The sequence below is a fragment of the Bradyrhizobium sp. PMVTL-01 genome, from assembly GCF_051861855.1.
In the GTDB taxonomy this organism is placed as follows: domain Bacteria; phylum Pseudomonadota; class Alphaproteobacteria; order Rhizobiales; family Xanthobacteraceae; genus Bradyrhizobium.
Window position 1 is genome coordinate 4,120,120 of sequence record NZ_CP193982.1, and the last position, 14,047, is coordinate 4,134,166.

At 63.4% G+C, this 14,047-nt stretch carries 12 protein-coding genes and 1 tRNA gene; 8 read left to right on the forward strand and 5 right to left on the reverse strand.

The features are described from left to right. Positions 1-27: 27 nt before the first annotated feature. On the reverse strand, positions 28-1,458 hold the full coding sequence (locus ACRQ5Q_RS19860; RefSeq protein ID WP_439399587.1) for an HlyD family secretion protein: 1,431 nt from the start codon (positions 1,456-1,458) through the stop codon (positions 28-30). 125 nt (positions 1,459-1,583) lie between these two features. Continuing rightward, complete coding sequence (locus ACRQ5Q_RS19865) at positions 1,584-1,781, reverse strand: helix-turn-helix domain-containing protein (RefSeq protein ID WP_439368459.1); 198 nt, start codon at positions 1,779-1,781, stop codon at positions 1,584-1,586. A gap of 125 nt (positions 1,782-1,906) precedes the next feature. On the opposite strand from ACRQ5Q_RS19865, the gene ACRQ5Q_RS19870 reads away from it, so the two are divergent. The 4 genes from ACRQ5Q_RS19870 (at position 1,907) to ACRQ5Q_RS19885 (ending at position 5,626) form a co-directional block, all read left to right on the forward strand. After that, the gene (locus tag ACRQ5Q_RS19870) at positions 1,907-2,077 is read left to right on the forward strand and encodes a hypothetical protein (RefSeq protein WP_439368458.1); all 171 of its coding nucleotides are present in this window, start codon (positions 1,907-1,909) and stop codon (positions 2,075-2,077) included. A gap of 173 nt (positions 2,078-2,250) precedes the next feature. Further along, positions 2,251-3,648 carry an NfeD family protein gene (locus ACRQ5Q_RS19875; protein ID WP_439368457.1) on the forward strand — a complete coding sequence of 466 codons (1,398 nt, stop codon included), beginning with the start codon at positions 2,251-2,253 and terminating at the stop codon, positions 3,646-3,648. Further along, a complete protein-coding gene (locus ACRQ5Q_RS19880) occupies positions 3,645-4,406 on the forward strand; it encodes a slipin family protein (RefSeq protein WP_439368455.1) in 762 nt (253 codons plus the stop codon). Before ACRQ5Q_RS19875 ends, ACRQ5Q_RS19880 begins: the two co-directional genes overlap by 4 nt. Before the next feature lie 131 nt (positions 4,407-4,537). After that, entirely contained in the window at positions 4,538-5,626 is a 1,089-nt protein-coding gene (locus ACRQ5Q_RS19885) for an asparaginase (protein ID WP_439368454.1), read from the forward strand. A 142-nt stretch (positions 5,627-5,768) separates the two neighbouring features. Here the strand turns inward: ACRQ5Q_RS19885 and glnA are convergent, their stop codons facing one another. After that, positions 5,769-7,178 (reverse strand): type I glutamate--ammonia ligase, encoded by a 1,410-nt coding sequence (gene glnA, locus ACRQ5Q_RS19890; protein WP_014494828.1) that lies wholly within the window; start codon positions 7,176-7,178, stop codon positions 5,769-5,771. Positions 7,179-7,331: 153 nt separating this feature from the next. Then, the gene (locus ACRQ5Q_RS19895; RefSeq protein WP_007603495.1) at positions 7,332-7,670 is read right to left on the reverse strand and encodes a P-II family nitrogen regulator; all 339 of its coding nucleotides are present in this window, start codon (positions 7,668-7,670) and stop codon (positions 7,332-7,334) included. A gap of 381 nt (positions 7,671-8,051) precedes the next feature. Between ACRQ5Q_RS19895 and ACRQ5Q_RS19900 the strand changes: the two genes are divergently transcribed. Next, on the forward strand, positions 8,052-9,551 hold the full coding sequence (locus ACRQ5Q_RS19900) for an NAD(P)H-hydrate dehydratase (RefSeq protein ID WP_439399589.1): 1,500 nt from the start codon (positions 8,052-8,054) through the stop codon (positions 9,549-9,551). Positions 9,552-9,555: 4 nt separating this feature from the next. On the opposite strand, the gene ACRQ5Q_RS19905 is transcribed toward ACRQ5Q_RS19900, so the two are convergent. After that, the gene (locus tag ACRQ5Q_RS19905; RefSeq protein ID WP_439399841.1) at positions 9,556-10,860 is read right to left on the reverse strand and encodes a multicopper oxidase family protein; all 1,305 of its coding nucleotides are present in this window, start codon (positions 10,858-10,860) and stop codon (positions 9,556-9,558) included. Positions 10,861-11,014: 154 nt separating this feature from the next. Here ACRQ5Q_RS19905 and ACRQ5Q_RS19910 point away from each other — a divergent pair. The 3 genes from ACRQ5Q_RS19910 (at position 11,015) to ACRQ5Q_RS19920 (ending at position 13,657) form a co-directional block, all read left to right on the forward strand. Further along, positions 11,015-11,099 (forward strand) — tRNA-Leu (locus ACRQ5Q_RS19910). 171 nt (positions 11,100-11,270) lie between these two features. Further along, positions 11,271-12,632, forward strand: a complete 1,362-nt coding sequence (gene tig, locus ACRQ5Q_RS19915) for a trigger factor (protein WP_439368451.1) — start codon at positions 11,271-11,273, stop codon at positions 12,630-12,632. A 389-nt stretch (positions 12,633-13,021) separates the two neighbouring features. After that, positions 13,022-13,657: an ATP-dependent Clp protease proteolytic subunit gene (locus ACRQ5Q_RS19920; RefSeq protein WP_439368450.1), complete on the forward strand. Its 636-nt coding sequence runs from the start codon at positions 13,022-13,024 to the stop codon at positions 13,655-13,657. Positions 13,658-14,047 lie beyond the last annotated feature (390 nt).

Consider the following 14,047-nt stretch of genomic DNA (forward strand, 5'->3'; position numbering starts at 1 on the left):
CGTTGCAACTCCCGGACGGCCGCACCGTCATGGCACCGAAGGCTGGGAAGCCGCTGCAACAGAACGGAATGCGCTGGTCAGGGCGGCGATACCCATGCGACGCGCAGTTTCCTCGCTTTCGGCAGGGGCTTGCCGCTCGTCGGCACTCACAGAGGCGATGAATTTTTCGACCCGGCTCCAAGTCACGGACAGGGACGGAACCAGCGCCTTGTCCTTGGTGACGGTGACCCACTGGCCGACGGTGCAGGGCGTCGTTTCACTGGACGCGGCCGGCCCAAACTTCGCTGCCCCGCTGCCAGCTTCGTCGGGCGCAATGATCGCGTAAAGTTCGCGCCGCTCGGTCTGTGGGAAGGGTACCGCGTATCGTTCGTCGACCTTGTCGGTCGTCTTTGGCAAAATGGATTCGACGGTTCCCGATTTGAAGTCTGCATTGTCGATACGGACGCGCGTTCCGACCTTCATGCTCTCGGCCTGCCGATAGGAAAATATCGCGACAACGAAGCGCTTGTTGCAATCGACGAGCGAGGCGAGTGCATCGCCGGCAGTGACGCGCCGACCTGGTGTCACTCCCATGGTCAAGATCGTGCCCGGAGTTGAAATCACGACGTCTGCGCCAGAAAGGCTGGCGATCCTTTGGCGCTCCCGGTCAACGAGCGCCTGTTGATCCCGCAGTGCTGCCGACAGCTCGTTCTCTTCGATCTCCATTCGCGTCGCATCGAGCTCGATGTCACGGCGCTTCTGAATCAGGGTTCCGGTGCTGACAAGGTCGTCACCGACATAGATGCCCTTCTGCAGTGATTCGAGTTGCGCGATTTTCTGATTGAGCTTGGCTCTATCCACATCGGCGTTGTGTAGCGCCGCTGAATACTGCGCTTTCGTCGGATTCAGCATGTCCATGCTTGCGGCGTTGCGCGCAACCAGAGTTGACTGGCGGTCAACCAGAGACTTTTTTGCCTGGCTCAGGGAGTCCGACTCCGCCACCTTCGCGCGCAATGCGACGATCTGCGACTGAAATTGCGCTTGCAGCATTGCGGTCTGACCGTCGATCTCGGAATTCAGTGCCTTTACATAGGCTTTGTCTGAGATCTTTTTTTGCTTCGTTGCTTCCAGCTTCGCACGCGCGTCAGAGGTTTTCTGCTCCAACGCTATCAGCGCGGACTTGTCGACCCTCGCATTGGAGATGAGTGCCAGCGAATTCCCGGGTTCCACTGCGTTACCGATCTGCTTGGAGAGCGAGCCAATTTCGCCATCGATCGGCGCCGTCAACAGGGTCAGGGGGGCGTTGACCACTGCCCTATCGGACTGATCGGCGATGATGGGTGGAACGACAGCGCTGACCAGCAGAACCGACAAAACGCCCGCTATCAAAAGGGAGGAGGCTCGAAGGATCACGGGATGACGCTTCGCCCGCCTGCCGCCGTTTCCATCCGCGGTCCCGCTTTTCGTGTTCTGATGCATTCCTGGCTCCTGGTTTGGCCGGCACCAGAGAGCGTCGCCTCCGGACGTGGCTAGCGATGAATTTTTCGAGCGCTGGTAATGGCTGTTCAGTTCGGCTGGTAACAAGGCCGGGTGCCTTAGCGTTCCTAGATATTAATCGAACGTAGCATCAGCGGTCTTCCGGATCGGCAATGGAGACGCACGCGCGTCGGAATTGTGTCGATCCTGCGGAAGGCCTTGCGAAAGCTGCTTTCGTCCTTGTAGCCGGCGGCGCGGGCGATGGTCTTGACCGGCTGCGTCTTCGTCTCCAGGAGCATGCGCGCATGCTCGACGGGGCGGCGCATGATGAAGGCTTGCGACGACTCGTGGTCAGCTCCTGAACTTGCGGTTCAGTGTACGCTCGCTGAGGCCTTGCGCACCGGATCGATCCCGAGCAGAAGAAGCCGCTGCTCGACCCATCACCGACCTGATGGTCGAGGTCGAAGGGCAGGGCAGCCGCGACTTTCGCCGCAACGTCCGGGTCAGGATCGAGGAGCAGGAGCCATCGCACCGGTCGCTCGGAGGGATGCAGCCGACGAGCGAGATCATCGCGAGCACGTTCAACGCGACCGGGGCCACTGGCGTGAGGGTGGCACGGTAGCAGCGCCTGGCGCAGGGCGGATCAGCCGTCGTCGTGGCCCGCCACTGCCTCTGCTCAATCGATCACATCACCATCCCGCATGGCCTTTCCATTGCGTTGCACAATCGTTGGTCTCCACGCAGGATTGAGGTTCTCGAGAGGAACACCATATCCTCTGCAAGGGAGCCCTTGCCGTGCAGACCATGAAGGCGGCCCTCGTTGCGGCGATCACCGTCGTGGCTTTGACCTGCTGCCTCCTTCCCAGTTCAGCGGAGGAGAGCGGCCGCGTCGCCCTGATTGTTTCGATCGACGGGGCTATTGGCCCTGCGTCAGCCAGCTACGTGAAGGAGGCTTTGGCCAGGGCGAGCGAACGGCGCGCCGAGGTCGTGCTCCTGAGAATGAACACGCCCGGCGGGCTCAATTCCAGCATGCGCGAGATCATCGCGGATGTGCTCGCCTCGCCGATTCCCGTCGTCGGTTACGTCGCTCCCTCCGGCGCTCACGCGGCGAGTGCGGGGACCTATATCCTTTACGCCACTCACATCGCGGCGATGGCGCCAGGCACCAATATTGGTGCCGCGACGCCGGTGCAGATTGGCGGGCCGCTCGGCGGCGGTACGCCGGACAAGGGCGGCAAGGACAAGAAGGACGGTGACCAGCAGAGCGAGAAGGATCAGCTCAAGGATCCGATGACGGCCAAGGCGACCAATGATGCTGTCGCTTTCATCCGCAGTCTTGCGGAGCTGCGCGGCCGCAATGCGGAGTGGGCCGAGAAGGCGGTCCGAGAGGCTGCCACACTCTCTGCCAACGGCGCGCTCGAGGCTCATGCCATCGATCTCGTCGCGCGCGATCAGGCCGAATTGCTGAGGCAGCTCGACGGCCGTGTGGTGGAGGTTGCCGGCGGCAGGACGCAAGGCCTCGCGACGAAGGATGCCGTCGTTGAAGCCATCGACCCCGGAGGGATATCCCGCTTCCTGGCGGTCATCACCGATCCGAACGTGGCGTTCATTCTCCTGATGGTCGGCATCTACGGCCTGATCTTCGAGTTCATGTCTCCCGGTGCCGTGGCCCCTGGAGTCGTCGGCGCGATCTGCCTGCTGATCGGCCTCTATGCGCTCAATCTGCTGCCGGTCAATTATGCCGGCTTCGCCCTGATGCTGGTCGGGCTCGTGCTTCTTACCATCGAAGCCTTCAATCCGACCGTGGTGATCGGTCTCGGAGGAATCATCGCTTTCGTGCTGGGAGCCTTGATGCTTTTCAGGGGCGAGGCCCCTGGCTACCAATTGTCGTGGTGGGTGATCGGCACCACTGCGGCCGTATTCGCCGGCTTTGCGCTCGTCGTGCTTGGTTCACTCCGGCGCATCCGCACGGCTCCTGCACTGGTCGGCGCGAAGGCCATGCGAGGCTTGCCCGCCGAGGTTCTCGACTGGAACGGGAACGAAGGTCATGTCTTCGCCCACGGTGAGCGCTGGCAGGCGCGCGGTGCCGAAACGTTCAAGCCCGGAGAGACGGCCGAAGTCGCGGGCGTCGTCGACCTGACGCTGCTGATACGGCGCGCGCCGGCCCGAACCGGCGAGGGAGGTCCATCATGATGCTGGAATATCTGACTTATGCGGCACTCGTGCTGCTCGTCGTCATGTTTCTATCCCAGGCCATTCGCATCCTGCGCGAATACGAGCGTGGCGTCGTCTTTACGCTTGGCCGCTTTACCGGCGTGAAGGGACCGGGCCTCATCCTCCTCATTCCGGTCGTGCAGCAACTCGTGAAGGTCGATCTCCGGGTGATGGTGCAGGTCGTGCCGCCGCAGGACGTGATTTCCCGGGACAACGTGTCCGTCAAGGTCAACGCCGTTCTGTACTTCCGCATCGTCGATCCCGAACGGGCAATTATCAAGGTCGGCGACTACATGGCCGCCACCAGCCAGCTCGCCCAGACCACGTTGCGCTCGGTTCTCGGCAAGCACGAGCTTGACGAGATGCTCGCCGAGCGCGACAGGCTCAACGCCGACATCCAGGAGATCCTCGACAAGCAGACCGACGTCTGGGGCATCAAGGTCACCGGCATCGAGATCAAGGACGTCGATATCAACGAAACCATGGTTCGCGCGATTGCCAAACAGGCTGAGGCGGAGCGCTTGCGGCGGGCCAAGGTGATCAACGCGATGGGCGAGCAGCAGGCGGCTGAAAAGCTCGTCGAAGCCGGCCGGATTCTCGCGCAGGAGCCCCAGGCGATGCAGCTGCGTTATTTCGCGGCTCTCCATGACATCGCGGGCGAACGGTCGTCGACGGTCGTCTTTCCACTACCGACGGGTCTGCTCGATCATTTCATGCCACGACGGGACAACCCATAGGGATAGCAGCAGGCCGACCCATCTTCGGCCTCAATGGGCGTATCGAATGTCGATCCCTACTTTAACGCGAGGACAATTCGATGACGAAGCCTACCGCCAGCCCAGCCAGCTGTCGCCAAATTCGAACATCCATGCTCGCCATTCCACTGCTGTCCCTTGCGCTCTGGTCCGGCGGCCTCGGCGCAGTCGCGCGGGCGGCAGAGCCGGGCAAGGACGCTGCGGCCGGCAGCCTGCCGCGTATTCTCGTGCTCGCGACCGGAGGCACCATCGCCGGCCAGGCCGATTCGCGGGCGACCGGCGCCTACAAATCCGGCCAGATCACCGGCGAGCAGCTGATGCAGTCGGTACCGGGCCTCGACAAGCTGGCAAAGCTGAACGCCGAGCAGATTTCGTCGATCGGGTCCCAGGACATGAACGACAAGGTCTGGTTCGCGCTGGCCCGCCGCATCCAGGATGCCTTCGACAAGAACGAAGCCGACGGCGTCATCATCACCCATGGCACGGATACGCTGGAGGAAACCGCGTTCTTTCTCGACAACCTGGTGCGCGGCGACAAGCCGGTGGTGATCGTCGGCTCGATGCGGCCGGCCACCGCGGTCAGCGCCGACGGCCCCGGCAATCTCTACGAGGCGGTGCAGGTGGCCGCCGATCCGCGCTCGCGCGGCCGCGGCGTCATGGCCGTGCTGAACGACAAGATTCAGGGCGCGCGGTCGGTGACGAAGACCAACACCACGAGCATCGAGACCTTCAGCTCCCCCAATGACGGCCCGATCGGCTATGTCGACAGCGCCGGCGGCATCCGTTTCATGGCGCAGGCTCCCGGCTTCAAGCGTGCGACCTATCAGCTCCCCGCGGGCGAGCAATTGCCGCGCGTAGAGATCGTCTATTCGCACGCCAACATGGACGCCGTTCCGATCGAGGACGCCATCTCGCACGGCGCCAAGGGCATCGTGCTGGCCGGCGTCGGCGACGGTAACACGTCGAAGTCGGCACTCGATGCGCTCGAAGCGGCCGCGAAGAAGGGCATCATCGTCGTCCGTTCCACCCGCGTTCGCTCCGGCTTCGTCACGCGAAACGTCGAGGTCGACGACGACAAGAACGGGTTCGTCGTGTCCGAGGATCTCAATCCGCAGAAGGCGCGGGTGCTCACCCAGTTGCTGATCGCGAGCGGCGTGACGGCGCCGGCCGAGCTGCAGAAGGCCTTTACGGCGACGTGGTAGCGGCCGGCTCGCATCTCGTTGGGTGGGCCAGCAATGCAAACGCGCTTCGCACATCTGCAATGCTCAGCCACCCTACGCCTCCCCGAACGAAAAGGCGCCCCTCGCGGGGCGCCTTTTGCTTGTTGCAGAGAGTTCGGGCCGCTCAACCCGAATAGTACATGTCGAACTCGACCGGATGCGGAGTCATTTCGAAGCGCTCGACTTCGGTCATCTTCAGCTCGATGTAGGCGTCGATGAAGTCGTCGTCGAACACGCCGCCGTTCTTGAGGAAGCCGCGGTCCTTGTCGAGGTTTTCCAGCGCCTCGCGGAGCGAGCCGCAGACGGTCGGGATCTGCTTCAGCTCTTCCTTCGGCAGGTCGTAGAGATCCTTGTCCATCGCCGGACCCGGATCGATCTTGTTCTTGATGCCGTCGAGGCCGGCCATCAGCATCGCGGCGAAACCGAGATAGGGATTGGCAAGCGGATCGGGGAAGCGCACCTCGACACGCTTGGCCTTCGGCGAAGCGGTGTAGGGGATGCGGCAGGAGGCCGAGCGGTTGCGCGCGGAGTAGGCGAGCAGGACCGGGGCCTCGTAGCCCGGGACCAGACGCTTGTAGGAGTTGGTCGACGGGTTGGTGAAGGCGTTGATCGCCTTGGCATGCTTGATGATGCCGCCGATGTAGTGCAGGCAGGTCTCCGACAGGTCGGCATACTTGTTGCCGGCGAACACCGGCTTGCCGTCCTTCCAGATCGACTGGTGCACGTGCATGCCCGAGCCGTTGTCGCCGTAGACCGGCTTCGGCATGAAGGTGGCGGTCTTGCCGTAGATATGCGCGACCTGGTGGATGCAGTATTTGTAGATCTGCAGGTGGTCGGCCATCAGCGTCAGCGTGTCGAACTTCATGCCGAGCTCGTGCTGGGCGGAAGCGACCTCGTGGTGATGCTTCTCGACCTTGACGCCCATCTTGGCCATGGCGCCGAGCATCTCGGAGCGCATGTCCTGGACCGAGTCCTGCGGCGGGACGGGGAAGTAGCCGGCCTTGGTGCGGATGCGGTGGCCGAGATTGCCGCCCTCATATTCCGTGTCGGTGTTGGTGGGCAGCTCCGAGGAGTCGAGGCGGAAACCGGTGTTGTAGGGGGAGGAGGAGAAGCGCACGTCGTCGAACACGAAGAACTCGGCCTCGGGGCCGACGAACACGCTGTCGCCAACGCCCATCGACTTCACCATGGCTTCGGCCTTCTTGGCGATGCCGCGGGGGTCGCGGTTGTAGGGCTCGCCGGTGGTCGGCTCGAGCACGTCGCAGGTGATGACCATCGTGGTCTCGGCGAAGAACGGATCGATCGTCGCGGTCACCGGATCGGGCATCAGGCACATGTCCGACTCGTTGATCGCCTTCCAGCCGGCGATCGAGGAGCCGTCGAACATCGTCCCTTCGGCGAAAATGTCCTCATCGATCATGCTGACGTCGAACGTGACGTGCTGCCACTTGCCGCGCGGATCGGTGAAGCGCAGGTCGACGTATTTGACGTCGTTGTCCTTGATCGATTTCAGGACGTCTTTGGCGGTCTTCATGCATACCCCTTTTGGCTCTGCGGGTCGGTTTCCAGGTGAGCAAGATTGTTCTCGCTTTTGGCGAGTTCGCGCGCGACCGCACAAACGAAATCAGGCCGCCGAAGCAGCCTTATTTCTTGTCAGAGTGTCGCAAAATTCGGGATAGCACCCGGCTCAGATAGCGTCCAGCCCGGATTCGCCGGTCCGGATGCGGATCGCCTCTTCGATGTTGGAGACGAAGATCTTGCCGTCGCCGATGCGTCCGGTTTGCGCGGCGCGGCGGATCGCGTCGATGGCGCGCTCGACCAGATCGTCGCCGATCACGATCTCGATCTTCACCTTGGGCAGGAAGTCGACAATGTATTCTGCGCCGCGGTAAAGCTCGGCGTGACCCTTCTGCCGACCGAAGCCCTTGGCTTCGGTGACTGTGATGCCCTGAAGGCCGACTTCCTGAAGCGCTTCCTTCACCTCGTCGAGCTTGAACGGCTTGATGATGGCTTCGATTTTCTTCACTGCGCGCCTCCCCGGCCTTTCAATCAAATAGCAACGTCTTCGTCAGGATGCGCTTTTCTTAACGCACGGTGTTGTCTTCGCTATGCCGGGATCCCTGACCTGTCCGGCAACAACGGCCGGCCACACCCTGAAAAATGCCAGTGAGCACGACGAACCGAAGCGGCTTCCTTGAAAGCAGGGTCTATGCCAAGTTGCGAATCCCCTGATTATTGGAGCGTTATCAGCCTTTTAACGAGCATCTCTGATAGCTGGTGCCGCCGGGCCAAAATACCGAAGACTACGAAATAGGCAAACAGTTCAGTATCTGTGCAGATTGGCGTCGCCGCGAACGGATCGGCACAAAAGATGCCTGTTGAAGAGGCGTTTGTACAGGGAAGTGGCATGGAAGTTCTGACCAACGCCGAAATGCAGCGCGCCGACCAGCTCGCGATCGCGGCCGGGACGCCCGGCTTCAAGCTGATGCTGAGCGCGGGCCAGGCGGTCGCGGAGGCCGCCAATGCGCTGGTGGAGGAGGGGCCGATCCTGATCGTGGCCGGTCCCGGCAACAATGGCGGTGACGGTTTTGTCGCAGCCGCCGAGCTCGCCGCGCAAGGCCGCGAGGTCTCGGTGATCCTGATGTGCGAGCGCGACCAGCTCCAGGGCGATGCGGCCTCGGCCGCGCGCGGCTGGAAGCATCCGGTGCTGCCGTTCAATCCGCAGGCGATCGGAAGGCCTGCGCTGATCATCGATGCGCTGTTCGGCGCGGGCCTCAGCCGTCCCGTCGAGGGCGAGGCGCGGGAGATGATCGAGGCGATCAATGCCAACGGCGCGCCGGTGCTCGCGGTCGACCTGCCGAGCGGCATCAACGGCACCAGCGCCGCCGTCCTGGGCGTTGCGGTCAATGCCACCGAGACCGTCACCTTCTTCCGCAAGAAGCCGGCGCACCTGCTGCTGCCGGGGCGGATGCATTGCGGCCGGGTGCGGGTTGCCGACATCGGTATCGACGCGCAGCTTCTGGACGAGATCGGGTCGCAGATTTTCGAGAACGATCCGGATTTCTGGGGCGCGGCGTTCCCGGTGCCGCGCATCGACGGCCACAAATATGCGCGAGGCCACGTGCTCGCGGTGTCGGGTGAAGCAGCGGCGACCGGCGCGGCGCGCCTCGCCGCGCGCGGCGCGCTGCGGGCCGGCGCGGGGCTGGTGACGCTCGCGAGCCCAAGCGATGCGCTCGCGATCAATGCCGCCGCGCTCACCGCGGTGATGGTGCGTCCCGTCGATACCGTGGTCGAGTTCGGCGAACTACTTGGCGACAAGCGCTACAACACCTGCATCATCGGCCCCGGCGCCGGCATCGGCGAGCGCACCTGCGACATGGTCCACACCGCGCTCACCGCGCAGCGCCACCTGGTGCTGGACGCCGATGCACTGACGAGCTTTGCCGCAAGCCCCGAACGCCTCTTTGGATCGATCAAGTCCTCGCACGACAGTGCGGTGGTGCTGACGCCGCATGAGGGCGAGTTTCCGCGCCTGTTCTCCGATCTCAGCAACAAGCATCCGGGCCGCTCCAAGCTCGAGCGCGTCCGCGCGGCCGCCGAGCGCTCCGGCGCGGTGGTGCTGCTGAAGGGGCCGGATACCACCATCGCCGCGCCCGATGGCCGCGCCACCATCGCCGCCAACGCGCCGCCATGGCTGGCCACCGCCGGTGCCGGCGACGTGCTCTCCGGCATCATCGCCGGGCTCTTGGCGCAGGGTGTGCCGGCCTTCGAAGCCGCCAGCATCGGCGTCTGGATGCATGGCGAGGCGGCAAGCGAAGCGGGGCCGGGGCTGATCGCGGAGGATCTCACCGAGACACTGCCGGCCGTGCACCGGCGGATCTATGATGCGCTCGGCATAGAATACTGAGCGCTCACTCCACCCCATACCAGCGCACCAGGCGTGGCGCGGCCCAGTCGGTGACGACGGATTCGATGAGCCATCGTCCGGGCGAGGTTGCTGCGAACGCGATGCGCTGGGTCTGGCCGGGCTCGATCGCGAGCGTGTCGAGCCAGTAGGGCTTCCAGCCGTCGTCGAGCTTGTCGAGCAGGCGGAAATGGTGGCCGTGCAGATGGAAGACTGTCGTGTTGGGGGCGGGGCTCTCCAGGGCCAGCACGACGGTGCGGCCGGCCTTGACGCGAAAGGCCGGGGCAGAGGCCGTGGAGAAGTTCGCCGGCCGGGCCCAGCCGGCATCGGGGGTGCCCGGAGCGACATCGAACCGCAGGGCGCCCTTCAGATCGAGCTTCTCGGGCAGGTCGTTCGACGGGAGTGGCTGCGGCGGCAACAGCGGCGCGCGCCGCTCCGATTGGCCTGATACCTTGAGGCTGCCGACCTGGCGCGCCTCCTTGCCGTCATGCAGCAGGAATGCGGCCGATGCGGCCGCATCGACAAACGCGTCGGCCCGTCCGCCCGGGGCAAGCACCAGGGCGCCGTTGCGGGCCGGGAACGGCTCGGCGGGCTGCCCGTCAAGGGCCATCACGCGGACCTCATGGCTTTCCAATTTGATCGCCAGAACAGTACGTTGGGAGCTGTTGATAAAGCGAAGCCGCAGCCGCTCATTGGCTGCGGCTGAGAGTTCGAATGAAGTCTGCCCGTTGATCGTATAGAGCGGCGTCGTGTCCTTGGGATCCTGGCCCGGCGGGACCGCGGTGCCATCCTGCCGCAGCCGCCATTCCTCGATCAAGAGGATCTGGTCGCGATCGACGGCAACCGGGCTGGTCTCCGCCGCGATGATCGGAAGCGGGCGCGCCGGCTGCTTCAGGCCGTCCTCGAAGAGCCGGAAGTCGGCCACCAGGGTTCCTGCGTTAGGTATTGAAATAATAGATGTTTCAACCGCGTTTGGTGCGGCAGGCGCGCGTCCCCGGAGCGGGTCGGTCGCAGCAGGGGCATTGAGGCCGTACCAGACTGGTGCAAGTGGCACAGGCAGGTCGTTGCGGAAGACAACCTCGCATCGATCGCCGCGCTTCAGACGGACGTCCCTGAGATGGCTCACGGCGGCCAGCTCCCAGATTGGTGTAGCTGGCTGACCCGGCTTAAGGGGCAGGGTCCCCGACCTTGCCTGGAGGGCGATCTGGGCGGTCACGGGCGGGGTTGCTCCGCCCGCGATCAAGCCCGCCGCGGAAGCTCCAAGCCCGGCCAAAACCTCGCGCCTCGTCGGGTCAAAAATCGGCGGTTTCATGGGGTGATCCGGACCACGCCGCGCTGGATAAGTCCAGCCATCGTGCCTACTTGAAGCTTGCCTCCATCGGGCCATTTTTTTGCTGCGAACGATCAGGCACATGTTATAAGCCCGGCCGCCCGCGGCATCGCGGCCGGTCTTGATGCAAATTCACGCGGGCGTGGCGGAACTGGTAGACGCGCTGGATTTAGGTTCCAGTGACGAAAGTTGTGGGGGTTCGAGTCCCTCCGCCCGCACCAAGCGCTTATCGCGTTTGCACGGATTACGAGGGCCTGCTCCTCGCGGATGGTTGTCCGCCGAAGCGGCCTGATGAACCACCGGCGTTGAGGGGTTTGCCTCGCGCCGGATCGATCAATGATAGCGTCCCGACGCATGTGCGCCGGGGCCGAACGAAAAGAAGATTGGACGCCATGCAGGTCACAGAGACCCTCTCGGAAGGTTTGAAGCACGAGTTCAAGATCAGCGTTCCCGCGTCTGATCTCGACGCCAAGGCCGGCGCCAAGCTCGTCGATCTCAAGGACAAGGTCCGCATCAACGGCTTCCGTCCCGGCAAGGTGCCGGTCACCCACCTGAAGAAGGTCTATGGCCGCTCGGTGATGGCCGAGACCATCGACCAGACCATCCGCGACACCAACACGCAGCTGTTCTCCGAGCGCGGCTTCCGTCTCGCGACCGAGCCGAAGATCACGATGCCGACCGAGCAGGCCGCGGTCGAGGAGCTGCTGACCGGCAAGACCGATCTGACCTACACGGTCGCGATCGAGGTGGTGCCGTCGATCGCGCTCGCCGACTTCAAGACCTTCCAGGTCGAAAAGCCCGTTGCTGAAGTGACCGAGGCCGACGTCGACGAGGCGATCAAGCGTATCGCGGACAGCAACCGCGGTTATGCCGCCAAGGGCGAGGGCGAGAAGGCAGCCTCCGGCGATCGCGTTACCATCAACTTCAAGGGCACCATCAACGGCGAAGCCTTCGAGGGCGGTGCGGGTGAGGGCATCCAGGTCGTGATCGGCTCCAACACCTTCATCCCGGGTTTCGAGGAGCAGCTCATCGGCATCGGCGCCAACGAGACGCGCACGCTGAAGGTGTCGTTCCCGAAGAACTACATGAGCGAGAAGCTCGCCGGCCAGCCGGCCGAGTTCGAGACCACCGCGACGCTGATCGAGGCGCCGCAGGACGTTGCCATCGACGACGAGTTCGCTAAGACGCTCGGCCTGGAATCGCTGGACAAGCTGAAGGAAGCCGCGCGCGAGCGTCTGGTTGCCGAGTTCGCCACCGCGACGCGCCAGCGCGTCAAGCGCGCGCTGCTCGATCGTCTCGACGAAGCGCATCGCTTCGAGGCGCCGCCCTCGCTGGTCGACGAGGAGTTCAATCTGATGTGGAACTCGGTCAAGGCCGAGATGGACTCCGCCGGCAAGACCTTTGCGGACGAGGACACCACGGAGGACAAGGCGAAGGAGGAGTACCGCAAGATCGCCGATCGCCGCGTGCGGCTCGGTCTCGTGCTCTCCGAGATCGGCGAGAAGAACAAGATCACGGTGACCGATGAGGAGGTCGGCCGCGCCGTGGTCGAGCGCGCCCGGCAGATGCCCGGCCGCGAGAAGGAGGTCTGGGACTACTACCGCAGCAACGCCCAGGCGCTGGCCCAGCTTCGTGCACCGATCTACGAGGACAAGGTCGTCGACTTCATCCTCGAACTTGCCAACGTGACCGAGAAGAAGGTCTCGCGTGAGGATCTCTACAAGGACGACGAGGCGGAAAAGACGGCCGCCTGAAGGCTCTGGAGCGTTTTCGAGCGAAGTGGGTAACGGTTCGCGTAGAGGAAACGCGTCGAAACTGGAATCTGGAGTCCCGTTCCGCTTCCGTCGGGGTGGGCCTCCAGGACAGTCTCCTGTTAAGGATCATCAGCGAAGAGGCCCAGCTAGCCAGATGGTCGGCTGGGCCTCTTGCTACGAATCAGCTTCAACTGCCCGGCGGATTAAGCCTTAATGCGCTCCGCACTTGTCAGGCGCGAATTGGGCTATATCTGTCGGTACACCCTGTACCTACGCGTTCTACTTCTACCAACTTCCTGCATCACGGGACGTCCATCGGCCTTCCGGCACATCCAGCCCAACTGGCAGCCAAGACTGGCGATGTCCGCCTCTAAAACCCTAGGTGACTCATGCGCGATCCGGTTGAAACCTACATGAACCTCGTGCCCATGGTGGTCGAGCAGACGAACCGTGGCGAGCGCGCCTACGACATTTTCTCGCGCCTGTTGAAGGAGCGCATCATCTTCGTGACCGGTCCGGTGGAGGACGGCATGTCGACGCTGATCGTCGCGCAGCTGTTGTTCCTCGAGGCGGAAAATCCGAAGAAGGAAATCTCGATGTACATCAACTCGCCGGGCGGCGTGGTGACGTCGGGCCTTGCGATCTACGACACCATGCAGTTCATCCGCCCGCCGGTCTCGACGCTCTGCACCGGCCAGGCCGCCTCGATGGGCTCGCTGCTGCTCGCCGCCGGCGAGAAGGACATGCGCTTCTCGCTGCCGAACGCGCGCATCATGGTGCATCAGCCTTCCGGCGGCTTCCAGGGCCAGGCTACCGACATCATGCTGCACGCTCAGGAAATCCTGAACCTGAAGAAGCGGCTCAACGAGATCTACGTGAAGCACACCGGCCAGACCTACAAGACGATCGAGGATGCGTTGGAACGCGACAAGTTCCTGACCGCCAACGACGCCAAGGAGTTCGGCCTGGTCGACAAGGTCATCGACAAGCGCGCCGAGGAGCCGGCGCAGGCGAAGGCCCCTTAGCACTACCGGACCGCCCACAGCGATCCCCGGGATCGCGGGCGTCCCATCGGGGCGGCGTTCACGCCAGGTGCGCGTGAACGCAATGCAAAACGTCGTTTTGCGCCCTGCGGCAGGCAGAAAGTTCCGCTTTCGTGCTTGTTTTTTCGTGGTAATCCAGCAACGCTAGAGGTGATTTCGGTCACTTCTCCCGTGCCAAGACCGCAAATCACGGTATTGTCACGGGTAGCGCGCGACCCCCGATTAGCGAATTCTTGATAGTCGGGTGACAGCATGGTTGGCTACGACTGATCGGCTATGATCGCGGGAGAATCGAGTGACCGTGATTCGCACGGTATGTAGTAACGCGTAGGTCTTTTTTGGTACGGAATTTGCTCTATTTGAACTTCATCC